The sequence below is a fragment of the Paenibacillus sp. PDC88 genome, assembly GCF_900106725.1.
GTDB lineage: Bacteria > Bacillota > Bacilli > Paenibacillales > Paenibacillaceae > Paenibacillus > Paenibacillus shunpengii.
Genome location: NZ_FNNT01000009.1, coordinates 40,752 through 66,580, shown reverse-complemented (window position 1 = coordinate 66,580; position 25,829 = coordinate 40,752). Strand labels below are relative to the sequence as shown.

26 protein-coding genes are annotated in these 25,829 nt (G+C 45.6%); 24 read left to right on the top strand and 2 right to left on the bottom strand.

Annotated features, from left to right (window positions below; genetic code table 11):
* Positions 1–57 precede the first annotated feature (57 nt).
* The 3 genes from BLW49_RS22715 (at position 58) to BLW49_RS22705 (ending at position 2,548) form a co-directional block, all read left to right on the top strand.
* Positions 58–987 carry a helix-turn-helix transcriptional regulator gene (locus BLW49_RS22715; RefSeq protein WP_090727032.1) on the top strand — a complete coding sequence of 310 codons (930 nt, stop codon included), beginning with the start codon at positions 58–60 and terminating at the stop codon, positions 985–987.
* 19 nt (positions 988–1,006) lie between these two features.
* Complete coding sequence (locus BLW49_RS22710; RefSeq protein ID WP_090727030.1) at positions 1,007–1,963, top strand: DMT family transporter; 957 nt, start codon at positions 1,007–1,009, stop codon at positions 1,961–1,963.
* 108 nt (positions 1,964–2,071) lie between these two features.
* Entirely contained in the window at positions 2,072–2,548 is a 477-nt protein-coding gene (locus tag BLW49_RS22705; RefSeq protein ID WP_076315214.1) for a GNAT family N-acetyltransferase, read from the top strand.
* Positions 2,549–2,636: 88 nt separating this feature from the next.
* Here BLW49_RS22705 and BLW49_RS22700 read toward each other — a convergent pair whose 3' ends face one another.
* Entirely contained in the window at positions 2,637–3,809 is a 1,173-nt protein-coding gene (locus BLW49_RS22700; protein WP_090727028.1) for a cation:proton antiporter, read from the bottom strand.
* Between the two features lie 381 nt (positions 3,810–4,190).
* Here BLW49_RS22700 and BLW49_RS22695 point away from each other — a divergent pair, with 381 nt between their 5' ends.
* Genes BLW49_RS22695 through BLW49_RS22675 form a run of 5 tightly spaced genes read left to right on the top strand, consistent with a single transcriptional unit; the run spans position 4,191 to position 8,229 of the window.
* On the top strand, positions 4,191–4,526 hold the full coding sequence (locus tag BLW49_RS22695) for a UxaA family hydrolase (RefSeq protein ID WP_305954057.1): 336 nt from the start codon (positions 4,191–4,193) through the stop codon (positions 4,524–4,526).
* Complete coding sequence (locus BLW49_RS22690) at positions 4,523–5,683, top strand: UxaA family hydrolase (protein WP_076315216.1); 1,161 nt, start codon at positions 4,523–4,525, stop codon at positions 5,681–5,683. The genes BLW49_RS22695 and BLW49_RS22690 overlap by 4 nt, the downstream gene beginning before the upstream one ends.
* A gap of 12 nt (positions 5,684–5,695) precedes the next feature.
* Positions 5,696–6,490, top strand: coding sequence for an SDR family NAD(P)-dependent oxidoreductase (locus tag BLW49_RS22685; RefSeq protein ID WP_090727027.1), 795 nt, complete (start codon positions 5,696–5,698; stop codon positions 6,488–6,490).
* Between the two features lie 37 nt (positions 6,491–6,527).
* A complete protein-coding gene (locus BLW49_RS22680; protein ID WP_076315218.1) occupies positions 6,528–7,301 on the top strand; it encodes an SDR family NAD(P)-dependent oxidoreductase in 774 nt (257 codons plus the stop codon).
* Positions 7,302–7,326: 25 nt separating this feature from the next.
* Entirely contained in the window at positions 7,327–8,229 is a 903-nt protein-coding gene (locus BLW49_RS22675) for a fumarylacetoacetate hydrolase family protein (RefSeq protein ID WP_090727025.1), read from the top strand.
* 104 nt (positions 8,230–8,333) lie between these two features.
* On the opposite strand, the gene BLW49_RS22670 is transcribed toward BLW49_RS22675, so the two are convergent.
* On the bottom strand, positions 8,334–9,164 hold the full coding sequence (locus BLW49_RS22670) for a MurR/RpiR family transcriptional regulator (RefSeq protein ID WP_090727023.1): 831 nt from the start codon (positions 9,162–9,164) through the stop codon (positions 8,334–8,336).
* 200 nt (positions 9,165–9,364) lie between these two features.
* On the opposite strand from BLW49_RS22670, the gene BLW49_RS22665 reads away from it, so the two are divergent.
* The 16 genes from BLW49_RS22665 to BLW49_RS22590 all read left to right on the top strand — a co-directional run bounded on the left by BLW49_RS22665 (position 9,365) and on the right by BLW49_RS22590 (position 25,809).
* On the top strand, positions 9,365–10,243 hold the full coding sequence (locus BLW49_RS22665) for a DUF8171 family membrane protein (RefSeq protein WP_090727022.1): 879 nt from the start codon (positions 9,365–9,367) through the stop codon (positions 10,241–10,243).
* A complete protein-coding gene (locus BLW49_RS22660; protein ID WP_090727020.1) occupies positions 10,236–12,053 on the top strand; it encodes an ABC transporter ATP-binding protein in 1,818 nt (605 codons plus the stop codon). The genes BLW49_RS22665 and BLW49_RS22660 overlap by 8 nt, the downstream gene beginning before the upstream one ends.
* On the top strand, positions 12,014–12,847 hold the full coding sequence (locus BLW49_RS22655) for an energy-coupling factor transporter transmembrane component T family protein (protein WP_090727018.1): 834 nt from the start codon (positions 12,014–12,016) through the stop codon (positions 12,845–12,847). Before BLW49_RS22660 ends, BLW49_RS22655 begins: the two co-directional genes overlap by 40 nt.
* A 54-nt stretch (positions 12,848–12,901) precedes the next feature.
* The gene (locus BLW49_RS22650; protein WP_090727016.1) at positions 12,902–13,696 is read left to right on the top strand and encodes a PHP domain-containing protein; all 795 of its coding nucleotides are present in this window, start codon (positions 12,902–12,904) and stop codon (positions 13,694–13,696) included.
* Between the two features lie 198 nt (positions 13,697–13,894).
* Positions 13,895–15,097 carry an aminotransferase-like domain-containing protein gene (locus tag BLW49_RS22645; protein WP_076315225.1) on the top strand — a complete coding sequence of 401 codons (1,203 nt, stop codon included), beginning with the start codon at positions 13,895–13,897 and terminating at the stop codon, positions 15,095–15,097.
* 165 nt (positions 15,098–15,262) lie between these two features.
* Positions 15,263–15,919: a hypothetical protein gene (locus BLW49_RS22640; protein WP_090727015.1), complete on the top strand. Its 657-nt coding sequence runs from the start codon at positions 15,263–15,265 to the stop codon at positions 15,917–15,919.
* A 27-nt stretch (positions 15,920–15,946) separates the two neighbouring features.
* Complete coding sequence (locus BLW49_RS22635; protein ID WP_076315227.1) at positions 15,947–16,651, top strand: hypothetical protein; 705 nt, start codon at positions 15,947–15,949, stop codon at positions 16,649–16,651.
* Positions 16,652–16,813: 162 nt separating this feature from the next.
* Entirely contained in the window at positions 16,814–17,398 is a 585-nt protein-coding gene (locus tag BLW49_RS22630; RefSeq protein WP_076315228.1) for a hypothetical protein, read from the top strand.
* 125 nt (positions 17,399–17,523) lie between these two features.
* Entirely contained in the window at positions 17,524–18,636 is a 1,113-nt protein-coding gene (locus BLW49_RS22625) for a Gfo/Idh/MocA family protein (RefSeq protein ID WP_218145904.1), read from the top strand.
* 76 nt (positions 18,637–18,712) lie between these two features.
* Positions 18,713–19,468 carry a sugar phosphate isomerase/epimerase family protein gene (locus BLW49_RS22620; protein WP_177178826.1) on the top strand — a complete coding sequence of 252 codons (756 nt, stop codon included), beginning with the start codon at positions 18,713–18,715 and terminating at the stop codon, positions 19,466–19,468.
* An 18-nt stretch (positions 19,469–19,486) separates the two neighbouring features.
* Positions 19,487–20,401 (top strand): AraC family transcriptional regulator, encoded by a 915-nt coding sequence (locus BLW49_RS22615; RefSeq protein ID WP_256209905.1) that lies wholly within the window; start codon positions 19,487–19,489, stop codon positions 20,399–20,401.
* A 42-nt stretch (positions 20,402–20,443) separates the two neighbouring features.
* Positions 20,444–21,499 (top strand): oxidoreductase, encoded by a 1,056-nt coding sequence (locus BLW49_RS22610; protein ID WP_090727011.1) that lies wholly within the window; start codon positions 20,444–20,446, stop codon positions 21,497–21,499.
* Between the two features lie 41 nt (positions 21,500–21,540).
* A complete protein-coding gene (locus BLW49_RS22605; RefSeq protein ID WP_090727010.1) occupies positions 21,541–22,368 on the top strand; it encodes a sugar phosphate isomerase/epimerase family protein in 828 nt (275 codons plus the stop codon).
* Entirely contained in the window at positions 22,358–23,734 is a 1,377-nt protein-coding gene (locus BLW49_RS22600) for an MATE family efflux transporter (protein WP_076315233.1), read from the top strand. Before BLW49_RS22605 ends, BLW49_RS22600 begins: the two co-directional genes overlap by 11 nt.
* Before the next feature lie 176 nt (positions 23,735–23,910).
* Entirely contained in the window at positions 23,911–24,726 is an 816-nt protein-coding gene (gene thiD, locus BLW49_RS22595; RefSeq protein WP_076315234.1) for a bifunctional hydroxymethylpyrimidine kinase/phosphomethylpyrimidine kinase, read from the top strand.
* A gap of 249 nt (positions 24,727–24,975) precedes the next feature.
* Positions 24,976–25,809: a class I SAM-dependent methyltransferase gene (locus tag BLW49_RS22590; RefSeq protein WP_090727008.1), complete on the top strand. Its 834-nt coding sequence runs from the start codon at positions 24,976–24,978 to the stop codon at positions 25,807–25,809.
* The last annotated feature ends 20 nt before the right edge of the window (positions 25,810–25,829 follow it).

Here is a 25,829-nt window from a genome sequence, read left to right as displayed (position 1 = left end):
TACAGCCTCCTTTATACGAAAATTATAGAAAAAGATCAGCACAGAGGAAATAACTTAATGTATGATGAATTTAACATTTTGTCTGTATGGGGTGTTGATGTGTGTACAGTGGTTCCAACCTTTTTTCAAGAGTATGAGCATGAATATGCTGAATTCCTATATGATTCGCCGTCTGAATTCGACAAGAGAGACCAGGCTTGGCTTGTAAGAATAGGGCGAAATATCGCTAAGCCCAGCTATCGAGTGGGACCGAGAAGAATCGAATGCTACAGTATTCATTTTGTGCAGGAAGGCCATATCTTTTTTGAATATGACGGGCAACAGCGACTGCTTGGACCGGGAGATTTATTTTGTATGTATCCAGGCATCACTTATTTGTACTACAAGAATCAAGACAAGGAATCGCTTAGGCTTATCTGGATGGCAATGGATGGTCCTGGGATGGAGGAAATTCTAACGCTGCTTGGATTGTCACGTCATGAGCCTTATCTCTTGAATCGATGCAGTCCTATGATCGAAGAGCACATCTCCAGATTGATGAACGTGCTGAGACAGAAGGACACAGCAAATGAAGCTGTCAGATTGGATCTCAGAGGACGCTTCTATAGTTTGCTGGGTCAGTTGATGAGCTCGAGTGAACGACAGCCGGAGCACCGTGTACTATCCTGGGTCTCTAAGAGCTTGGACTACATCCGCCTGCATGCCACGGAGGGGATTACCGTACAGCAGATCGCACGGCTAGCGGGGCTGAACCGCACTTATTTCTCAACCGAATTCAGGAGCGCCATCGGAGTATCACCTGCGGAGTACATCGCCCGGGTAAGGATGGATAAAGCGAAGGATCTGCTCAGTCAATCCACCGCAACCGTTACAGAAATCGCATATAGCGTTGGTTATACGAGTCTGTATTCATTCACCCGAGCTTTCAAGAACCATTGTCGCATGTCTCCAACTGATTATCGTAATCTGCATACAGCTAATTTTTAGACCACCTGAGGTGAATTCATTGAAACCGATATTGTTAGGAATATTCGCGGCCTTCTTTTTTGCATTTACTTTTGTATTAAACGCATCGATGGAGTTATCCGGCGGCAGCTGGATCTGGAGCGCCTCACTCCGCTACATATTTATGATTCCTTTTCTAACTGCGATCGTTATGTTCAGAAGAAATTTCAGAACACTAATAGTCGAGATGAAAAAACAGCCGAGAACCTGGCTCTTGTGGAGCTGTGTAGGCTTCGGCTTGTTTTATGCTCCATTATGCTTTGCAGCCGCCTATTCTCCGGGATGGCTGGTTGCAGGGACGTGGCAGTTTACGATCATTGCCGGCATGCTTCTTGCCCCTCTATTTACTGAAACCATACATACTTCCTCAGGCCACCTTCAGATCAAAGGTCGAATTCCTATGAAGGGACTTCTGATGTCGATCCTTATCTTGCTAGGTATAGTGCTGATGCAGATTGAGCATGCAAAGAGTTTTTCTCTAGAGAATTTGCTGCTAGGAGCCATTCCTGTATTTATTGCTTCTTTTGCCTATCCGCTGGGTAACCGTAAAATGATGGAGCTGTGCGAAGGAAGGTTGGACGCTTACCAGAGAGTACTGGGCATGACACTTGCCAGCCTGCCATTCTGGATTCTGCTGTCTGTGTATGGTCTAGCTGCGGAGGGCCTGCCAAGTCTGGATCAGAGTATGCAGTCGCTGCTTGTGGCTCTATGTTCCGGAGTCATTGCAACTGTACTATTTTTCAAAGCGACCGATATGGTAAGAGGAAATATGCAGAAATTAGCGGCAGTGGAGGCAACGCAGTCCATGGAAGTGCTATTCGCGCTTGCAGGTGAAGTGCTGTTATTGTCCATTGCGATTCCTTCATCCATTTCATGGGTGGGGATGCTAATCGTTGTGATTGGTATGGTGCTGCATAGCTATGTTTCTCGAATAGACTATCAAGAAGCAAAAGGATAAATCTTTCGATGCGAAATGGATTCATTCAAGTATGGAGATCGTTTATAGCACAAATGGGTAATAATATAGATATCTAGCTTCGAGCCTATTATGACAGGAGAGATTTGATTGGATCTACGAATTCGTAATGCAGTTGAAGGGGATATCCCATCTATTATTCAATTAAGAAAAGACTACGATGAAGTCATCGCCGACAGAAGACCTGATCTGTATGAGCTTGCTGACAATTATACGGAGGAAGAAGTCCGTGGATTCCTTGGTGCCCCTCAATCAGAGGTGATTGTTGCTGAAGCCACGAACAATGTAATTGCAGGTTATGCCATCGTGGATGAAGAGCAAGTAAATGCACACAAGATATACAAGCAGAGAAAGGTATTGTTCATTCGTGATTTCTGTGTCCGCGAGGAGATTCGAGGAGCAGGCGTGGGTCAATCTTTAATGGAATTTATCATTAAGCTGGGTAAAGAGAGAAAGGCAGATGCTGTTGAGATCGATATACTAGCGGATAATGAGCGTGCTGAAGCTTTCCTGGAATCCAATGGAATGAGCACCAAATCTATTAGATATGAGATGGAGCTGGATTAAAGATTGGTGGCTCGAGTCTCGTCCATCAAAAAACAGGCAGACATTTTTCAGAAATGTCGTGCCTGTTTTTTTTGATGTATTCACCATTTTATTTCTGTGAACTTGCTTGACTCCGCTTCTTCGCATGTTTATCCGCGAACATGATTTTGAGAAGCGGGGGAGTAACGAGAGTTGTTACAATAACCATGATTATGACCGAAGTGTAATACTGCGGATCCAATAGGCCTGAAGCAAGGCCAGTTCCGGCGATAATCAAAGCAACTTCGCCCCGGGATATCATTCCTGTACCGATGGAGAAGGAGGAATGCATATTGAATCCTGTCAGCTTGGCACCCAGTGCTCCACCGAGGAGCTTCGTGAGAATGGCCGTCACACTTAGGACGATGATGAACCCGATCTGAGAGCCAACGCCTTCGAAATTCACATTAAGACCAATACTTACAAAGAATACCGGAACAAACAAGCTGTATGCGATCGGCTCAAGCTTGTGCTCCACCGTGTGCTTGTATGGTGTTTGAGAAATGGCAATCCCTGCTGCAAATGCGCCGATGATACCTGCAACGCCCATCCACTCGGCAAAATAAGAAAAGGCAAGTGCGATGATGACACCACCGGAGATTACGGTCTCCGACACTCTAAGCTTGCTGAGCCACTTCATGATGAGCGGAACAACCCAGATTGCTGCTGCGATGATGACAACGAAGAACAATACCTTCTTACCAATAAGAGAACCAATACTTACGGATTCTCCTGTTCCCAGCAGACTCATCATCACGGCAAGCAGGACAACGACAAGAATATCATCCACTACGGCAGCACCAAGTATGGTTGTACCCTCGCGTGAATTCAGTTTGTTCATTTCCTTCAGCGTTTGAACGGAAATACTCACGGATGTTGCACAGAGCAGAAGTCCAAGGAATAATGCATGACTTTGCTCAATCCCAAAAGCCAAAGCAGAGCTGTATCCGCCCACGAATGGCAGAATGATACCGCCAACCGCTACAGCAAGAGCAGCCTTCCAGTTCTTTCGGAGCTCCTCCAAATCCGTTTCCAGTCCTGCAATGAACATGAGGATCAGGACACCAATTTCTGAGAATTCATGAATAAATGAGGTTTGATGTATCCATCCAAGTACAGCCGGACCAAGAATTACACCGGCAATCAATTCTCCAAGAACGGAAGGCTGCCCCAGCTTGAGGGACAAATGACCTGCCAGTTTAGTGAAGATGAGGATGAGGACTAGGTGTAGAATAAATTCCATATCTTTCTCCTTTCGTTTCCACATTTATGTTGTTACATCATCGGGAGAAATATCCACTCTCAACTAAAAAGGCGCATTTACGCAATATCCCCGTAAACACGCCTTAAAAATAAACAGAGAGGGGCCTTGTGTGGCAGGCTCCTCCCGTGAACAACATATTTGATTTTAACAACTGAATCATGAGTTATGAAAATGATTCAACTATAATTTTTATTATAACAGTTCGAATTCATTTTGTGAATATGCAGCCGTTATTTTATTTATCTACTTTCAACATCGAGTAGGTTCAGTTATATGAAGAGCAATTCGAACTATTGACAGTACCAACCAACCTTGTTAATTTAAGGTTTATGATAGCGTGGATTCCAGTATGATAAGGCGGTGAGTATCATAAGAGAAGATGTGCATATCGGTGCTGATGTTATTCAAATGCATGCAGATGATCATGTGGCAACAGCGCTCAAGGACTTGCAAGCCGGAGAGGACATCTCTTTTGTTTTTAATGGTAACCGTTTTCAATTAACCGTTCTGAATGACATCCCGTTCGGTCATAAAGTGGCGCTGAGTCAAATACCCGAAGGCACGAAGATAAAGAAGTACGGGGAAGTTATAGGCCAGGCTAGTATCGCGATCGAAGCAGGGCAGCATGTGCATATTCACAATATTGAAGGATTACGAGGACGCGGTGATCAAGCAGGAAGGGAAGGGATAGTATGAATACGATTCAAGCTTATCTGCGTCCCAATGGCGATATTGGAATTCGCAATCATTTGTTAATCATCCCCACCGTAATATGCTCTAACCAAGTCAGTAATCGTATTATGCAGATGGTGCCGGATACCGTTGCAATTCCTCATCAGCACGGCTGTTCGCAGATCGGAGCAGATAAGGAGCGTACCTTTAACATGCTGGCGGGGACAGGGAAGAATCCGAATGTGGGTGGCGTCATCATTATCAGTCTGGGCTGTGAGGTTGTGGACCCCGCTGCACTGGCAGAGGAAATCAGGAAAACAGGCAAGCCGGTTGAAATGTTTGATATCCAATCTGTAGGAGGATCTGTCAAAGCGATAACACACGGAATCGAAATTGCTCGAAAAATGAAGACACAGCTGGATGCCATGCCCAAGGTGTCTGTTCCGATAAGCAAGCTGAAGGTGGGTGTAAAATGTGGAGGTTCAGATGCAACATCCGGCCTGGCTTCTAATCCTGCATTGGGTGCGGCCAGTGACATGCTTATTGGCCAAGGTGGAGGCGTCGTAATCGGTGAAACAACAGAGATCATAGGAGCGGAGCATGTGCTTGCTGAACGGTGTACTTCACCAGAGATGAAGCGCAGGATGTTTGAAATCGTTGATCGATTTGAAAAAGAAGTCGAACGTATGGGCGCAGATATGCGCGGCGGCAATCCCAGTCCGGGAAATATTGCGGGCGGTCTGTCCACCATCGAAGAGAAGTCACTTGGATGTATCAGTAAATGCGGTACTGCACCTATTAATGGAATTATAGAATATGCAGAAGCGATTCCTGAAAGCGGTTTATATTTTATGGATTCACCTGGAAACGATATTGAATGTGTATCAGGAATGGCAGCCGGCGGTGCACATATCGTCTGCTTTACGACCGGAAGAGGCACCCCGACAGGTGCAGCTGTGCTTCCTGTCATTAAGATTACAGGGAATAAGCGGATGTATGACCAGATGAGCGACAATATGGATGTTGATGTAAGCGGAATGCTGTCCGGGGAACTCAGCTTAGAACAAGCTGGGGAAGCCATCTGGGAGGAGATTGTTGAAGTAGCGAACGGTAAGCTGACAAAGGCAGAAATACTCGGCCACCAGGAATTCAGCATTAATCGCATTGGACCTAGTTTATAAGGAGGAAGGAAGATGGGGAGACTCGAGAACCGCATTGCTCTGGTGACGGGAGGAAGCCGGGGAATTGGAGAGGCTATTGTATACAGGCTTGCTGAGGAAGGAGCTCATGTGGCAATTAATTATTCCTCGGATCGATCAAGAGCGCTGGCCGAACAAGTGGCCAGAAATGCTGAAGTCCATGGTGTTAAGACGATGATCGTGCAGGCCGATGTAGGTAAGAAAGCTCAAGTGGATGCCATGTTCTCAGCCATAGAGGAGGAACTTGGAGAGATCGAGATCTTGGTCAACAATGCAGGAATTGCGCCGTTCGAGCCTTTTATGAAGGCCACGGAAGAGACTTGGGATCGAACATTCGATACGAATGTCAAATCAATCTTCCTCTGTTCTCAGCTCGCTGCTAGTAAAATGATTCCCAAAAGAAGCGGAAAAATAGTAAATGTTCTATCTACAGCAAGCCTTGTCGTTACAAGTCCTGTAATCCCACATTACCAATCATCCAAAGCAGCAGGTCATATGCTGACGAAGGGCATGGCGATTGAGCTCGGCAAATATGGAATTAACGTTAATGCAGTTGGGCCGAGTACAGTAGATACAGATATGTGTACTGATTTTCTGGCTGACCCGGCAATCCGTGCCAAAGAGATTGAAGCTAATCCCATGAAAAGGCTGGGTACAGCCCGTCAAATCGGAGATGCAGTCGTATTTCTCGCATCAGAAGAGGCGATGCAGGTGAACGGACATTTGCTGATGGTGGATGGCGGATTGACCGTGAAGGCTGCTCAGCCAGAGGACCATATGGAACGATAGCAGTTTGAGGTGGATAACGAATAAGGGGGGATTACTATTGCGTTTGGCAAATAAAATCGCCTTAATTACCGGATCCGGATCTGGAATCGGCAAGAGCAGTGCACTGCTCTTTGCTAAGGAAGGTGCTGTTGTCCTTGTCAATGACTTGAATGAGGATAAAGGACAGGAGACCGTTCAGGAGATCACTGCTTCTGGAGGTACAGCTCTATTCATGCAAGCAGATGTAACCCACGCCAATCAGGTGGAAGAGATGGTTGAACGCATTATAGATCAATTTGGCAGAGTTGATATCCTGTTTAATAATGCAGGGATCAGCGGAATTGGACAGCTGCATGAGATAGAGCCAGACGACTGGGATCGTGTCATGACGGTGAATATTCGCGGTGTGTTTCTGCCTTCCAAATATGTTCTTCCCTATATGATGAAGGAGAAGAACGGCTCCATTATCAATATGTCTTCCTGCATTGCCGAGATTGGACTAGCCAAGCGGGCATCCTATTCTGCGACCAAGGGAGCGGTGCTGGCCCTCACCAAATCCATGCAGGTTGATTATGCCCCATACAACATTCGGGTGAATGCTCTCCTCCCCGGCACCATACTTACCCCTTTCGTTGAAAATTACTTGCGATCTTCTTATGATGATCCAGCCGAAGCCTTTGAAGCTTTGAAGACAAGACAATTAAGCGGCGATTTGGGGAGACCGGATGACGTAGCCAGTGCTGCGCTCTTCCTTGCTTCCGACGAATCCAGATTCATGATGGGTTCCCCTCTGTATATTGATGGCGGCGTTGTTTTCGGCAAGAATGCATAATACATAAAAAGGAGTGGACTTGAACATGAAGCTTGTTACATTTCTAGTAAATGGTGATATCCGATTGGGGATTAAGATTGATCATGGCATTATCGATGTAAATACAGCTGCTTCGCTGCTGCCAGACATGAACCGGGTTCCAATGGATATCCATGCTGCAATTGAGGCAGGGCAGTCAGGAATACAAGAATTGGAACGACTTAAGAGTGCGGTCGCAGAGAATAAGGAAGTGCAAGCACAATCCATATTGCCGGAAGATGAGGTCTCCTATGCTCCATGTGTGACCCATCCGAGCAAAATCATCTGTGTCGGACTAAACTATCGAAGACATGCTGAAGAGACAAACGCAGCAATTCCTGAATATCCAATTCTATTCAATAAATTCAATAACACCCTGGCTGCACATGGGGAAGACATTCCGCTGCCCAGAGTTAGCAGTGAAGTGGATTATGAAGCTGAACTTGTGATTGTTATCGGGAAGGAAGCCAAATACGTAACCCAAGCAGATGCGCTGGATTATGTCTATGGATATTGTAATGTGAATGATTTGTCTGCACGTGATCTGCAGATGCGAACTCCTCAATGGCTGCTTGGTAAATCGTGCGACAAATTCTCTCCGCTTGGCCCTTACTTGGTAACAGCTGACGAGATTGGTGACCCTAACTCACTGGATATCCGGTGTATTGTAAATGGAGAAACAAAGCAAAGCTCCAATACCTCGGACATGATCTTTCACTGTGACGAGATTGTCAGCTATATCTCACAGCATATGACGCTTCTGCCCGGAGATATCATTTTGACAGGAACTCCGGAAGGGGTCGTTCTTGGGTTACCTAAGGAAGACCGGGTATATCTGAAATCAGGAGACACCGTGACTATCGAAATAGAGAAGCTGGGATCTCTAACAAATCGGATGGTCTCTGAATAAATACAGCTAAGAACGATCGAATCGATATGTTGATTCGATCGTTCTATTTGTGGTGGTAAGCAGTCCTTTTTTAGCTATCACATACATTCTCCTACACTAATTTACTAACGCGGAAGCTTAGAATGATATCTTGCCCGTAATTGCTGTAGATGTCTCAGCTTCCCGAGACTTTCCTCATTCATAGCGAGACCCACGTTGAGAATTAAATTCTCAATGACGAATACAGGTCCAATCATGGAATGGAATTCCCATACTTCACCTCTTCCCGCATACAGCACCAGATCTGCCTGACTTGCCCGAGGATATACCAGGCGGTCCGTGATCAGAATGACCCGATAGCCTGCTTCCTCAGCATAATCCAATATCACTTCAATCTCCGGCTGTATCTGGACGAAACCAAAGACAAGAAGCACGTCATCGGGGCCTGCGTGCATCAGCGTCTCGAGTAATTCATGACCGCTTGCAGCCATAATCTGAATATGGAGGCCAAATCGATGTAATCGAAATGCGAACAGTTCTGCGAGCGAAATACACGGACCTGGGGCAAAAACAAAGATCCGTCTCGCTTGACGTATCGCTTCAGAGGCTTCATTCAGTACTTCAGAATCTAGTCGTTTACATGTTTCATCCAAATGCTGATGAATTGTACTGAGCAGTGTCTGTGGCAGTGGGAGACCTTCGATCTTGCTCATCGTTTCTTCTAATTTGACCGCAGGAGCCGATTCCAAGCGGAAACGAAGCTTTGCCTTGAACTGCTTGGCATTGACGTAACCCACGGATTTCCAGAACCTTGACACAGAGGCAATGCTGATTCCAACCTCGTCTGCAATCTCCTGTTCCGTCATATACAGAATTCGCTGCTCATCCCGCTGTATAAAATCAGCCAGCAGCCGCTGATTAGTAGAAAAGTGTTTTTTACCCCATTCTTCATACATCTGATTGCACACCCCCAATTTTTTTGCTATTCACTCGCATAGATAGCCTTAATATAGAGAGCTAATGTTATGTAAATATGTTTACACCGTCAAAAATGATGAAAAAATGTTGATCTTGCGTTAATATAACTGGAATTTTGCGATAATCAGCCCTTCCTATAATGGTGTTATATTCACGATTAGAGGAGGAAATTAAAACGATGAATACATTGTCGGCACGGTACACACTGACCTCATCTCAAAAAATGATGATATTCGTACTGTCCATGTCTTTGTATGGTTTGTCCAACATGTTCACAGAACTGATTCCAAGCATGCAGCTCGGGCCTATCGAATTATCAGTGGAGTACTTCGCCTTCATTCCACTCACGCTGTGCATGCTGTTTCATCCGCTGTATGCTGCTGTCGGCGCATCGGTAGGGGAGATCATCTTCGGTGAGCTGATGCTCGGTCAATTCGGCGGCCTCGGCGAAGTTGAGAAATTCATCACTTTTTCCTTGGCAATGTACACAGCGGGTCGATTAGTTAAGGATCCGACGAACAAGCTTCAGGTAGGGATCGCAGCCATTACGGGGGTGGCGATTCATCAATTACTTAGTTCTATAGTGGACATTGTTAAGGTCTGGGTAGGTGTAGAAGAGCTTGAAGCAGTGGAGGGACTTGCTGAAAGTATCGTCGTCATCGAAGGGGTTGGTTTCCTAAACGACGTGTTTTTCTCAGGCATATTGTTCGCTCTGCTTCCGACCCTATATCTTGTTCCCCGGCTGTATGGAAAGATCGAACCGCTTCTAGGCATACGTCCTCGTCATAAAGGAATGAAATATGATACAGCTGCATGGTTATCACCGAAATATGTGATCCTCAGTGTAATTCTTGCCGTTGTAGCGGTTGGAGCAGAAATTCTCTCTGAGACAGAATGGAACATTGCCGAATGGGAGGATATCTTTACAGGCGTGTCCGAACAGCAGCTCATATGGATCAGTATTGGCGCAGCCGCTCTAATAACGGTCGTTACACTTATTATAATGCGCAGCAAAGCTGGGAAGTCGGATACAGGAACGGAGACCAAAAATGTCTGAGCCCATCATCCAATTATCCAACATTTCGTTTACATATCCCGGTGATGAAGTCCCTGTGTTAGATCAGGTATCGCTTACCGTGAACAAGGGTGATTTTATCGCTATTGTCGGAAGCAATGGGTCGGGCAAATCTACGCTATGTAAATGTATTAACGGTCTGATCCCGCACTATTATACAGGTGAATATACCGGGGATGTGACGGTCTGTGGGTTGGCTGCAGAAGCTGCAGGGGTAGCAGAGCTATCCAGATATGTAGGCTATGTATATCAGGATTTTGAGAATCAGCTGGTCAGGCCTACCGTCATGGACGATGTCATGTTCACACCGCTGAATTACGGATATAAGGATTACGCTGCCCGCGGCGAGAGAACGCTGCGCATGATGGGACTTTATGGTGTAAAGGATGCCTTCATCTGGTCACTTAGCGGTGGACAGAAGCATTTGCTCGCCCTCGCCGGTGCACTTGCCATGGATCCTGAAGTTCTGGTTATCGACGAGCCTGTATCCCAGCTTGATCCGCGTCATGCCCGGCAAATATATGATATTCTACAGCATCTGAATGAGGTTTTGGGAAAAACCATTATTGTCATCGAACATCATGCAGAGTTTATTGCTGATTACTGCAATGAGGTTGTATTAATGGATCGTGGTCGAATGAAGTGGAAGCTTCCTGTACGCGAGGCATTATCTTCAGTGGAAACGCTGCTGGATCTCGGTATCTTCCCGCCGCAAGTGACTCAGGCAGCTTGGCGGGTTGCCCGTCAACATAGCATAGATCCACAGAAAGAGCATGCGCTTAAGGACCAGCTTCTTCCCATAACACTGGAGGAAGCCATACATTGGTTTGCTGCGGAGGAGAGAATCGAGGCGAAAACTCAGGATAAGCCAATGATCCACCACCAGACGGACATTAAAGATGCAGCAAATACCCTGATCCTGGCTGAAGATGTTCATCTGTCCTACCGAACAATTCTTAGAAAAATGCAGTCGGTATTAGATGGAGTTGATCTGCACATTCATTCGGGTGAGTCCATCGCCATCGTGGGCAATAACGGTGCAGGCAAATCCTCTCTTCTGAAGCTGATTGCGGGTATTGTGAAGCCGACATCGGGTTACTTGCAGGTAAATGGTCATGATGTAAGATCAATGACACCCGAGAAAATGGCTAGACATACGGCTTATGTATACCAAAATCCAGAGGAAATGTTCATTGAAGATTCCGTTGAAAAAGAAATTGCTTACTATCTGAATGCGCATCGTGTACAAGATAAAGATCAGCGGCTTGAAGGCATGCTGCAGCATTTCCGTTTAGAGGAGCTTAGGGACAAGGATGCCCGGCTGCTAAGCGGTGGACAGCAGCGCCGTACGGCCCTGGCGATTGGCGCAGCCATGGAGCCAGCTATTATGCTCCTGGATGAACCGACAGCTAATCTGGATATCGCGACCAAGCAGGAGATGCAGCACGTATTAGCTTCATTGAAGGACAAGGTAGAGACTGTTATTATTGCCACGCATGATATGCAGCTGGTCTCCGAGTGGGCTACTCGAATCATCGTTATGCATCAGGGAGTTGTACTCGCAGATGGAACGAAGGAAGAAATCTTCGCTGACGGGAGACTGCTGGAGCGTGCAGGTCTAGTATCGACGCAGCTCATGGAGCTTAGCCTTGCTCTAGGATTGCCAAGGATCTGCTATACACTTGAGGAGTTTCTCGCATTTTATTCACCTGCAAGCGGGTCTGAGCTAACGGGGGAAGGGGAGGTGAGCACATGGATATCGTCCGAAAAACGCTTGACCGCATCTCCGTAGAACGGATTAAGCTGGAGCTGTTAGGGACTGCCTATGGCAGATCAACGACTTTTATTGGAAGGTTAGACCCACGAACCTTGCTGCTGTGGTATCTGTTCTTTGCGATCGTTCCTTGGATCATACATAACACGACCGTACTGTTCGGTATGTTTGTGTTTATCGTTAGTATGACGGCCCTTGCGAGGGTCAGCTACGTTATTCTCATTATTTTAACGCTGGGTCTCGTTGGTCAGGTAGGGTGGATGTTTCTATTCTCCATGCTGTTTGGGGGCAGCCTTGAATCATTATTACCGCTTCTCACTCTTACACTCAAATTATCCGTTATTTCGCTGGCGAGCATTGCTGTATTTTCCAGTATGGATCCAGAGAAATTAAGTGACGGTCTATCTGCGTTTGGCGTTCCCGAAGCATTCTCGTTCAGCTTATCGTACGGTTATCGAATACTACCCACACTGTTATCAGAGTTTCATCAAATCCTGCTGTCTTATCGGCTAAGAGGACGCTCGCCGGAGCGTCCTGGCGTACTCTACTTCAGGAACATCATTTACTATTTACGTATTCTGGTGCTCAGCTTCTATCCCCTCATGCTGAATACGGCTAAACGTTCGAGGACGACCGTTGAGGCACTTGAGATCAGAGGTTTTACCTACGGGATGAATCATCCCGAGGTGAAGAAGCTGAGGCTGTCCTATCTTAAGATTCGAGCCCTCGATGTTTATTTTATTGTATTTTCAATTGCTTATATTAGCTGGCTGTTCTGGTTTGGAGAGAGTCTGCCGAACCTGCTGTATTAACCAATTGACAGAAAGGTTCCTAACTCAAGTTATATCTAAGGAGAGTTGAATCCAATGTTCTTAGACTTGCATACTCATGGGAAGTTATCCAAGAAATCTGATTTTTCGCTAGCCTATTTCAAGGAGATGCTGACAGAAGCAAGGGCGAACAACATTTCAGGCATCGCCCTGACCGAGCATTTTAATACGAACAATTTTGGACAGATCTATGCAGCACTTGATGAGGCTTATTCTTATAATGGGCATTACTACGAGGCCGAGGGGGTCCGTGTATTTCCAGGGATGGAGGTCGATATTAGAGAAACAGGACATATCCTTCTGATTAGCACAAGAGAGGAGATCTTGTCCATTCGGGAACAGCTTGAGCCTTATCTGTCTAAAGATAACTTCATCCCGTTTGCCCAGCTGCTTGACCTTGTAGAGGAACGGAATGTACTTAAGATTGGAGCGCATCCATATCGCTCATCGACCCCGCTTCACCATATCAATGTAAACCTGCTGAAGCGGCTTGATGCCCTGGATCTTAATGCTAAGGATCTGTACAAACAAGGCATAACGGCGTATCAGGCGAAGATTTATCCCTTTGCAGAACTTCTCGGGCTCCCGATTGTCGCTGGAAGCGACAGTCATCAATGTCTTCAATATGGGAGCGTGATCAATAGGATGAACGAGTCTGTTCATAGCGTCGCTGAACTAAGACTGGCTATTCAGCAGGGAGCCTATCAAGTTGAAATATCGGATTCACTAGAGCTGAGGGTTAAGGCATCCGTGATGATGAAGAAGCTCCTGAAGCAGCTTCAGGGAGAACCCCCTTCCAGAGACGAATGGGATCAGGTAGTCACCACATAATCAATGTAATGAACTGCGGGAGATCCGCAGTTTTTTTGTTTATAACACGCCGCAGCATATTGAAGATAACAACGAATTGTTCCTGCAATTATTGATACAATACATAAGAAGTGATTCTCTGTATAAATTGAATGACAATTATTATTTTTTACAATTCGCCATAGCGTGTTATTATATAATTCAAAGGAGTGTAAATGAATGGACGATAAATATTCAACTAGAGCCGGCTATGTTAAACCGTCGGAGACAAGAGAAATTTTAAAAGTAACGGAAAGACCCGAGGTCATTTCCTTTGCAGGAGGCCTTCCTGCACCTGAACTGTTCCCGGTTGATGCGATCAGAGCAGCCGCCGATGCCGTATTGACGGAGATGGGACAAGCTTCGCTTCAATACAGTACAACTGAAGGATATACCCCTCTGCGTACAGCTATCTGTGAACGGATGAGCGCGATTGGAATTCAATCGAAGGTTGAGCAGGTTCTCGTTACATCTGGCTCGCAGCAGGCGATTGACCTGACAGGCAAGCTGTTTATTAACGAAGGCGATACGGTTATTTGTGAAAGTCCTACATATCTTGCTGCCATTAATGCATTTAAAGTATATGACGCTAGGTTCGTAGAAGTCGCTATGGATGATGACGGCATGATCATGGAGGAGCTGGAGAAGACTCTTCAAGCCCATCCAGAGGCCAAGTTCATCTATACGATTCCTGACTTCCAGAATCCGACAGGTCGTACCTTGAAGCTGGATAGAAGGCAGCGAATGGTGGAGCTGGCGAATAAATATAATGTGCTGATTGTCGAAGATAATCCGTATGGTGCGGTTCGATTTGCGGGTGAATCTCTTCCACCGGTCAAGCACTTTGATACCGAAGGCAGAGTGATTTATCTCAGCACCTTCTCCAAAATATTTGCACCAGGACTTCGTCTTGGCTGGGTATGTGCAAGTGAAGAGATCATTGATAAGTATGTCGCATTGAAGCAATCGGCTGATCTGCACACAGACAGCTTCGCTCAGATGCTTACCGCGAAATATATGGAGCAGAATGACATTAATGCCCACGTGGAGAAGATCAAAGACGTTTACAAAGAAAGATGCGAGACGATGCTGTCCTGTATCAAGGAGTATTTCCCTGCAAGCATCAAGCACAGTGTGCCCGAGGGTGGTTTATTCATATGGGTTGAGCTTCCGGACACGGTTGATTCAAGCGTGCTGTTTGTTGAATGCCTGAATAATAATGTCGCATTCGTACCTGGAGCACCATTCTTCCCGAACGGCGGGGTTAAGAATACACTGCGTCTTAACTACTCCAATATGCCGAATGAACGAATTGTGGAAGGCATGAAGCGAATTGGCGAAGTGCTGCAGCGTGAACTGAATGATGTGACGGTTTCAAACTAAACAATTGAATTTTGGCCTGCAGTATCCAGAAGAGACAACTTGGTTGTTAACCAAGTTGTCTCTTTTTTGCTATCCAAAATATTACTTTTAAAGAGTATTAATATATAGTATATTTTGCTAATATTAGTTATCTTATCGACAGAATGATGAATGATGGAGTTGAACATGAAGATATCCAAAGAGAACAAATTAATTCTAACCGCATGTTTGGGACTTATTCTATTTATTCCGCTGATCTCCATTCCCATTAATGCTTATGAGGAGCATAAGACAGAGCAGGAAATCAATCAGCTGGCTTATACCAAGGACACGGTTCAGGAAATGAGAGAACTAGCTTGGGAGAAGACAAAGCAGCACTGGATACAGTATCCGTTGGAAGAATTGCAGCAAGTGGCTGAGCTTCTAAATGAAGAAGAATTGAAATCTGACGAAATCAGGGACAGGATGAATAACGTCTATTTCCATTGGGAGCAAGCGTTATTCCTGTTTACCCTGATGGAGGACCATTTTGATAGAAACGGCCGGGTAACGATCACATCTATGGATTCGGTGACGAGAGAGTACATGGAATTTCTGAAGAAAAAGTGGCTTCTGAAATTCGATATAGCCCTTCGTGATGGTGATCAGGAATTAATGGATCAATTGCGGACAGAAGTCGGCTATCTTATATCGGATTACACGATGCTGACGGAGGCACTAGCCCCCTATCAACTCAATACAGATGCCCCTGCGGATATCGTGACCACTTACAAGCGAGTTATCAAAGAGATAGCGAATCAGCAGGATCGCAGCGAACATTTTTTCTATGAGAAATTACGCTAAGGATATTAATATAATTGAGGTAATACAATGACAAATCAAATTTCAAAGACGAGAATCTGGGTCGTCATAATATGTTCTATACTGCTCATATGGGCAAGCATTGCTTCATTCTACCAGTATGGTCGCAGCGAGGATGAACTGAGCACATATAAAGCTGCAAAATCAGAGCTGTGGTCGGTGAATAAAAAGCTGTGGGAGGAATTGAAGAGCAACTGGATTGATGCTCCCGTGTCCGAGCTGACAGCCATGCAGGTGCTGCTTAATCAGGACAATGTCAAGAGAGAAGACCTGGCGCTTCGGGCGAGTCAAATCTCCGATCATATCTCACGCGCGGTTGAGCAGTTTACATTAATAGAGCCCTATTTCAATGGCAGAGGTGGGGAAAAAGTGTCAACGAACCAATTTATTGTGACGAACCAGCTATACAGTCATTACATTGAAGAGGTGCTGCTGTCTGAGTCGAATTCAGTCATCATCGAGAAGGGGAGTGAAGAGCATAAGCTGCTTTTGGATAACATAGAGCTGCTGCTCCAGGATTATCAAACTTATAAATATTACATAGGTGATCTTCACATCAATGAGAATGGTCCACATAAAATCTACACCGGATTCACAATGGCAGTGAAATCAATAATGAATTCGAGACATAGAGAGGATCATCCTCTATATAATGCCATGCGTAATTCCCTTCCTTTTATATACAATGACGCTATGCCAGCTCCTGAGCTTTAATGATCCTGCCCCAGAAGTTAATATATATATCCTATACAGCTTCTGCTTACGGCAGAGCTGTATTTTTTCACCTGATAAATGCCATTAGTTGCCCAATCATGTACTAAGCAGCGTCATACACTGATCCTATGAATGATTCTTACCTGTAGGAGGCTTCTGGACATGACGATGAAGCGAAAGACGCCTAAAAAATCAGCGCATATTCCGGTATCTCGGGTTCAATACAGTGCTAAAGTAATGCTGCCTTTCTATCGTGCGATTGCAGAGCATCCGAAATATGCAGCTGCGTGGAGCCGGGCAGTGATTGCAGCGGATCTGGATAAGATGGGGTTACTGCTTGGACTGGCTTCGAGGAAGGCCATCGGGCTGCCCCTCGGTTCCAATGGCATCGGATATTTTATTTCTTTTCCCCAAAAAAATTCATTCACCGAGCTGACCAATGGCACGACTATTATACCAGGTTCCGTTCAATTTCACTTTAATACAAGGGTGCACCGCGAGATCGCAAGGGCTGTCATTCCATTGTACACGCAGCTCGCATACAACCGTCCATTCGCAGCAGCCCTATCGAGAGCGGCAGGCGCAGGAGATGGGAAAGCCGTTAACAAAATGGTTCGAGCTCTCGTTAAATCGAAAGCCTTGATCCGTGTTGAATCCGGAATTGAAAATGGAGGTATCGCCCTTAATTTCAAGCCTAGCTGCAGTCCATACATTTATCGTAACCTGTTGTTCCTGGAATCGTTGTAATTCATCCTGAGATCACATCAAATAAATCCAGTTTATTTGCGTTACAGTCCATTGAGCTCCTGGCTGTAATGCGTAATAATAATTACACAAGAGAATCAATTTCATATGTAAAGGATGATGTGATCGTGCGCAGGATTAAAGTAGGCGTTATAGGTACAGGTGTAATTAGTGCTATATATTTAAAAAATTTAACCGGCATGTTTGATAGCATTGTGGAGGTCAAAGCAGTGTCGGACTTGGTACCGGAGCTTGCCCAGAAAAGAGCCGAGGAATACGGCATTCCTCATGTATATACCGTGGAGGAGCTCCTGGCTGACCCCGAGATTGAAATCGTTCTCAATTTGACGGCACCCAGTGCGCATGCTGCACTCAATTTACAGGCATTGCATGCAGGCAAGCATGTGTACACAGAGAAGCCATTTGCACTAAACCGGGAGGATGCCGATCAAGTGTTAAATCTGGCGAAGGAAAAAAACTTGCTCGTGGGCTGTGCGCCTGATACGTTCCTTGGTGCGGGGATTCAGACTTGTATCAAATTAATCAATGACGGCTGGATTGGAACCCCTTATTCTGCAAGCGCCACCATTATTATGGGGAACTCGACAAGCGGTACGCATCCCAATTTCCGCAACTTCTTGAAGCTGGGTGGAGACCCGATTATGGATATGGGGCCCTATTATTTGACCGCTCTGATTGCACTTCTTGGTCCTGTGAACCGTGTAACCGGATCTGCGCGTCAACTACATAAGGAAGTCATTATTCAGAACCCTAAATCTCCTGCCTTTGGCCAGTCGGTTCCCATCGAGGCCCCGACCAATGTATCGGCTGTGCTTGATTTTGACAGCGGAGCGGTGGCCAGCTTCACTGCGGCTAAGGAAGCGTTCGGCTATTCCCCTCGTATGGAGATCTATGGCACGGAAGGCATACTGTACGTCCCAGACCCGAATTTCTTCGGCGGAACGATTTCCATTCAATTTGCGAACGGGCAGACGAAGGAAATTCCACATTCCCATCCGTATGCAGAAGAAGGACGGGGTATGGGTGTTGCCGATATGGCCTATGCAATCCAGTCAGGACGGAAAAATCGAGCCAGTGGACAGCTCGCTCGGCATGTGCTGGATATCTCGCTGGGAATCTTTGAAGCATCGGAGCAAGGACAGCATATTAAGCTGAAATCTTCCGCAGAAAGACCAGCACCTATCCCAATGGGACTGAAGTATAACACCTTGGATATGTAGCCTTGATTGATTGTAAGGATAACTATTGACAGAAATACATGAATACAAAAGAAGCCCAGAGAGGATGTATACAAGTATGAATACGTTTCCAATCGCAGTACAGCCCTATACCGTTCGCGAACAACTCAGCCAAGATTATGTGGGAACGCTAACCCAAATTGCTGAAATTGGTTATCAGGGGATTGAATTAGGTCGTCCTCCAGAAGGGATGACTATAGCAGAACAGAAATCACTGCTGGATCATCTCGGTCTTAAGGTTGTTGGCAGTCATGCAGGATTTGATAAATTTGACTTTGACCCGGATGCTATCGCCGATTATTTGGAAGAAGTGAATGGTGAGAAATTTGTTGCCTTGTCACTTCGCTTTTCTTCTATGGATGAGGTGCTTCTGAAGTCCGCCAAGCTGAATGAAGCCGGAGAGAAGTTCAAGCGAAGAGGAGTTCAGCTGTTGTATCATAATCATGACTGGGAATTCAACAAGTTTGATGGCGAACTTGCTCTAGATATCCTCTTAAGGGAAACAGATCCTGAGCTTGTGAAGCTTGAGCTGGATACCTACTGGGCGAAGCGGGGCGGCGTAGATCCGGTTCAATATTTAAGCAAATTGAAGAATCGCTGTCCGCTGCTGCACATTAAAGATATGGAAGCTGGGGAGGAGCAGTTTTTTGCCGAGATTGGAGAAGGAATTCTCGATTTCCATGCTATTGCAGATACAGCTAAGCAAGTAGGAACGCAGTGGCTCGTCGTTGAACAGGATCAGAGCCGTAGAGATCCGATGGAAAGTCTTAAGATCAGCTTCCGAAATTTGCAGAAGCTGGGGATTAAAGCGTAATAGAAAAGGATGAGCCTTATGTCAAACCGGGTACAACACACACATCAGGTCCAATTGCCGCGTATCCATATTGTCGGCGATATTGTCAAGAAGCCCGGTACCGCTCTCGGTCCAAGACGGATAGATGATTATGAGCTGCTGTTCTTCCCGGACAGCACTCATAGTGTCTATCGGGTAGAAGACCGCGCTTATGTGCTGAAGGAGCCGAGCTTTGTTCTGACCAGACCAGGCGAACTGCATTCCTATGAATATGATCCGAACCAGCCTGCGAGGCACTTATTCATTCATTTTGGATTCGCCGATCCATCTGAAATTGAACAGATCCTGCCCTTTTTTGCTCTTGGAGGACCAAGCTGTGTTCCACTGAGTGAAGAGCTGCATATTGGATTAATGAAGCAAATTATGCATATCGCATATGCCTATCCCGGCAAACTTCAGACGCGTGGCAGCTCCTTGCTATGGTCTTTACTGATGGAGATCGATGGATACCTATATGACGAGCCGATGATGAAGCTTGCCAATCGGGTGCCGCGTCAGATCGTCAAGGCACTGGATTATATAGATCAGCATTTGAATGAGCCTATTTCAATAGAACAGCTGTCACATCAGGTCGGCTGGTCACATGAACATTTTACTAGATCCTTTGTACAGTTTATTGGCCGCTCACCGAGAGAAACCATTATTCACAGACGTATTGATCGAGCCTGTCAGCTCCTTCTGTATGAAGCTGGGAGTATTAAGGAGGTTGCTTTTGCCGTAGGGTTTACGGATGAGAATTATTTCAGCCGCCTGTTTAAGTCGGTGAAAGGTCTCACAGCCAGTCAATACCGCAAGAAGTACTTCAATCCGGTCTATCGTGATCTCGTTCCTGTCAAAGTGTCTGAATCGCAGTATCCGATTAATCGAATTTTATATAACATTGGATCTCATTAGAGATAGAACATATACGAATATATCAAGTAGGTGAATTTAAATATGAATAAAAGTGTCCGAGTTGGTATTATCGGATATGGCTTTGCCGCTAAAACCTTTCATGCTCCAGTCATATCATCTGTTGAAGGACTAGAGCTTGCAGCGATTGTTCAGCGAAGCGGTAATTCCTGCCTGAACGACTACCCATCAATTCAGGTCATGCGGAAGGCCGACGAGCTCTATCGTAATCCTGACATTGATCTGGTTGTCATTACGACACCGAGCACGAATCATTATTCATTTGCCAAGGATGCGCTTATGGCCGGCAAGCATGTTGTCGTGGAGAAGCCCTTCACGACAACAACCGAGGAAGCCGATGAATTGATCTCCATCGCGCAGGAAAAAGGGCTTGTGCTCAGCGTATTCCATAATCGCAGATGGGATGGAGATTATCTAACGCTGCAAGAAGTAGTTCAGCGGAAGCTGGTCGGTCCTATAACAGAAGCGGAGTTCATATGGGACCGTTACAGTCCGCTCGCACATCCAGGACGATGGCGGGATGCTGGAGGGGAAGGCTCGGGCACATTCTATGATCTCGGTGTCCATCTGATTGATCAGGCACTGACTTTGTTTGGATTGCCCAACAGTATTCAAGCCGACTTGAAGGTGCAGCGAGAAGGGGCTCAGGCATCCGACTATTTTGATGTTACGCTTCATTATGACAGCGGACTGTCGGTGAGATTGAAGTCAACCTTGCTCTCGGTAGAACCAGCCCCGAGATATCGCTTGTATGGCAAGAACGGGTCTTATCTCAAATATGGCGAAGATCCACAAGAGGATGCACTCAAAGCTGGCGGAGTACCAGGGACACCGCATTGGGGAGAAGAACCGGACGATAAGTGGGGAACTTTAAACACAACGTTAGATGGGCTTCATTTCACTGGACGGATGAAGACCATCCCTGGCAGCTATGATTCCTATTATCGCAACGTCTATGAAGCCATCACTGGTATGAGTGAACTTACGGTTAAGGCTGAGCAGGCAAGAATGGCTATTCGTGTTATTGAGCTGGGGATGCAAAGTCATGCCGATCAGAGAAGGATACCGTTTACTCCATAACCCTAAGCTAAACCTTAACTACATACGGAAAGAAGGAGATTATGTTGCTGCCTTTTAAATTATGCTTGAATACATCCACACTCCTGCCGTATCGGCTCGGTGTAAGGGAACAGATCCGAATCGCAGCTGAAGCGGGATATCAGGGGATTGAGCTGTGGGTTAAAGATATTGATGCCTATCTTGAAGCAGGTGGACACTTATCCGAACTGCGAAGCGAGCTGGATGCCCACGGCCTTGAATTCGCGAATGCCATTGCATTCTGGAGCTGGGCAGACACCAATCCAGAGGAGCGGAGACGAGGATTCGAACTGGCGGAAAAAGAACTGCACATCCTTGCAGAGCTTGGCTGTACTGCTGCGGCAGCTCCACCTTACGGCAACGTGAGTGATGTGGAACTTGATAACTTTGCCTCTTCATTTGCAAAACTGGCAGAGTTAGCGAGGGGAATCGGAGTCGAGCCTTATCTGGAATTTTGGGGTAAGGCTAAGCGGCTCAATTGTGTTAAAGATGCACAGTATGTTATACAAGCGAGCGGTGTTGCCGGAGCTAAAGTGTTATTAGACCCGTTTCATATGTATACGGGAGGCAGTAATTTAGAAGATCTTGCGGACTGGACGGGTGATCAGATTGGCATTGTACATGTGAATGATTATCCTGAAGTCCCTTTGAAGGAGCATATCGAGGATGCGGACCGAGTGTTCCCAGGTGACGGAATTGCTCCATCTCGACAGCTCGCTGCTCTGTTACACAAATCCGGTTATAAGGGCTACTTATCTCTAGAGCTGTTTAAGGCAGATTATGGAGCATTAACCGCTCTTGAAACAGCTAAGCTTGGGACCCAGAAAATAAAGAAAGCATATGGAATCTAATAAGAACATCCTGCCAGCTGGCAGGCTCACTTTGTTTGCGATTACCTGGCCGATCTTTGTCGAGTCGGCTCTGCAGATGCTGCTCCGTACATCCGATACCTTCATGCTCAGCAGAGTTTCTGATGATGCGGTAGCCGCTGTTGGCGTGGCGAATCAAATTATCATGTTTGCAGTGCTGATGTTTAATTTTGTTGCACTCGGCTCTGCTGTTGTGATTTCGCAGTATTTGGGGGCCGGCAAAAAGTCAGAGATCGGCAGACTTGCAGGATCTTCGCTTGCGCTCAATTTTCTTTTTGGGATTGTCGTCAGTATCGCTGTAGTTGTGTTTAGTGGTCCGTTACTCCGCTTGTTTAATCTGGATCCGGTCTTGTTCGATCAGGCACAGAGCTATTTAATGATTGCTGGAGGAGGACTGGTTATACAGGCTCTTCTGAGTGCAGCAACAGCGATGATCCAGTCCCATGGCTTAACCCGACAAACGATGGTTGTATCGATCTTCATGAATATTATAAATATATGCGGTAATTACCTAGTCATCTTTGGACCTTTTGGCTTTCCTAAGCTGGGCATTGTCGGGGTAGCTATCAGCACAATTATTGCGCAATGTGCTGGCCTTATCATTAATCTAATCCTGCTTCGGAGAACGGCGGAAGTTCGTATACAATGGATGGATATGCTGCATTGGCGCAGAGATCATATGGAGAAGGTGCTGCGTGTAGGAGTTCCCTCTTCTGCGGTATCCTTGTCTTATTCCACCAATCAGTTTGTGACAACAGCGTTTATTTCAATGCTGGGTGCAAGTGCGCTGACAACGAAGATTTACACTCAGAACATTATGTTTTTTGTGATGATCCTGGCCGTTTCACTGGGCAGAGGGGGTCAGATCATTGTTGGTCAGCTGGTTGGAGCTGGGAAGCACGAAGCCACCTACAGCACCGTACTCCGTAATTTAATTCGAAGTCAGTTCATCACCTTAGGTGCCGTATCTATCCTTGTCTTATTTCGGGAACCCCTGATCCGGCTGTTCACAACAGATCCAGATATTATTGCGATGGGAGCTTCCCTGTTGCTGCTCAGTTTTCTGCTGGAGCCTGGCCGTAATTTCAATGTTATATTGGAGCGAGCCCTTCAAGCCACAGGTGATGCCAAAGCAGCCATGCTGGTGTCGATTCTGGTGACCTGGTGCTTCAGTGTCCCGCTCACTTATATACTAGGCATTCATTTAGGTTACGGATTGTATGGGATTTGGGCGGCATTTATTGCAGATGAATGGATGAGAGGCATTCTGCTGTTTATTCGCTGGAAGAGCAAGGCTTGGCAGCAAAAAACGTTGGTTCATACGGATCGCAATAGTCAAGCACTGTAAATATACATTTTAAATGAAGAATGGTGAAATACTATGTACGTAGTATTGGAAGGAAGAGGAAAAGTTTGCTCCTCTTCTTTTTTTAATTGATGAGGTGACACTCTAAAATCGTTTGACAAGCTCTTGAATTCGCAGTAGGATGATTCCAACTGTATATTGTAAAGGAGAATACCATCATGACTATTCCAAAAACATTAACGATAGCTGGTTCAGATACAAGCGGAGGTGCTGGCATTCAAGCGGATCTCAAGACTTTCCAGGAGCTCGGCGTCTACGGTATGACGGTTCTCACAACTGTTGTTGCGATGAAGCCTGATACGTGGGATCACCTTGTATATCCTGTAGACCTTGGTATCGTAGAGGCACAGCTTCGTACTGTTCTTGACGGAATTGGATTTGACGCTATGAAGACTGGCATGCTGGGCTCAGTTGAAATTATTGAGCTTGTTGCTTCGGAACTGAAGCGTAGTGAGCATAAAGGAATCGTAATCGATCCTGTAATGGTGTGCAAAGGTACTGACGAAGTGCTTCAACCGGAAAATACCGAGGCGATGCTGAAATATCTTATCCCTGGAGCAGATCTGGTTACGCCTAATTTATTTGAAGCTTCCCAGCTGGCGAAGACAGGACCCCTTCGTTCTCGTGAGCAGATGCAGCAGGCAGCTGCCATCATTTATGAACATGGAGCGAAGAATGTCCTCATCAAAGATCGGGGCGTCATTGAACCTGGACGAGCAGTAGATCTGCTATATGATGGCAAGAGCTTTGAATGGCAGGAAGCCGATGTCGTACAAACTAACTATACACATGGTGCGGGATGTACAACTTCTGCGGCGATTACTGCCGGTATTGCGAAGGGCTTGTCTGTAAAAGATGCAGTTCGTGAAGGGAAGTCCTTCATTACCAAAGCGATTGCAGGCGGTTTCCCCCTGAACCGGTTTGTAGGACCTACACTGCACGCAGCTCACAGACTTCAAGAATCGGTTAAATAGCATTAAAAATATTACATGTTAGTATAAAAATTGAGAGGTTCGGTGAAGAAGTTCGGCATAGCAGAAGTTTGAAATTCACGGACTTTGTTATGACTGGAAAAGAGTAAAAGATCAATTGAAGCAAACAGAAATAAGCATTTTTTAGTGTTTATTTGGTTTGTCCATTTGATTATTTACTCTACTATGGTTAACCGCAGAGTAGAGCTCTGCGGTTTCTTTGTGTTGATCTATTTATAAGGAGGATGTTTTATGAAACGTTTATTAAACCAGCTGCATGTACCTTTACAATTTGAACGGACCGATCATACTTTTTGGCAAGAGCCCCATATTGCTGATCAATTGTTAGAAGCTCATCTAAACTCTGATGCTGAAGGAGCCAGTAGAAGCTTTGAATTTATCGATAAATCTATTGATTTTATTCAACTAGCTGCTCCCCAGAAACCTTATCAAAAAGTCTTAGATTTAGGCTGTGGCCCGGGTCTTTATTGTGAGCGATTGGCGAAAAAGGGTTATACAGTAACAGGAATCGACTTCTCGGAGAACTCAATTCGTTATGCCAAAGAACAAGCAATTAAACAAGGTTTGGACATTGAATATCGCTGCGGGAACTATATGGACTTAAATGAATCAAATAGGTATGATTTGGCCCTATTGATATATTGTGATTATGGTGCTCTTGCGCCAGCAGATCGCAGTAAATTGCTTTTTAACATTTGGAACAGTTTGAAGAATGGTGGAATGCTATTATTAGATGTGTTCTCTCAGTATAAATTTGATCAGTTCAAGGAAGAACAATATTGGAGTTTGCATGAGAACGGTGGTTTTTGGTCTCGGGATTCCTATGCAGCTATCGTTAGAAATCTCAAATATCCGAATCGAGTAACATTAGAGCAAACGACAGTGGTTACTGAGGAAAAAATAGCAACCTATAACATCTGGCATCAATTCTTTACAGCAGAATCATTCATTGAAGAGGTAAGTGCTGCAGGGTTTACTGTAAAAGGAATTTACAATGATGTATCGGGTGAAGCTGGCACTGAAGAGAGTCAAACGATCGCCATTTGGTTAGAAAAACAAAAATAAATGTGAACAGAAAGAAGCTA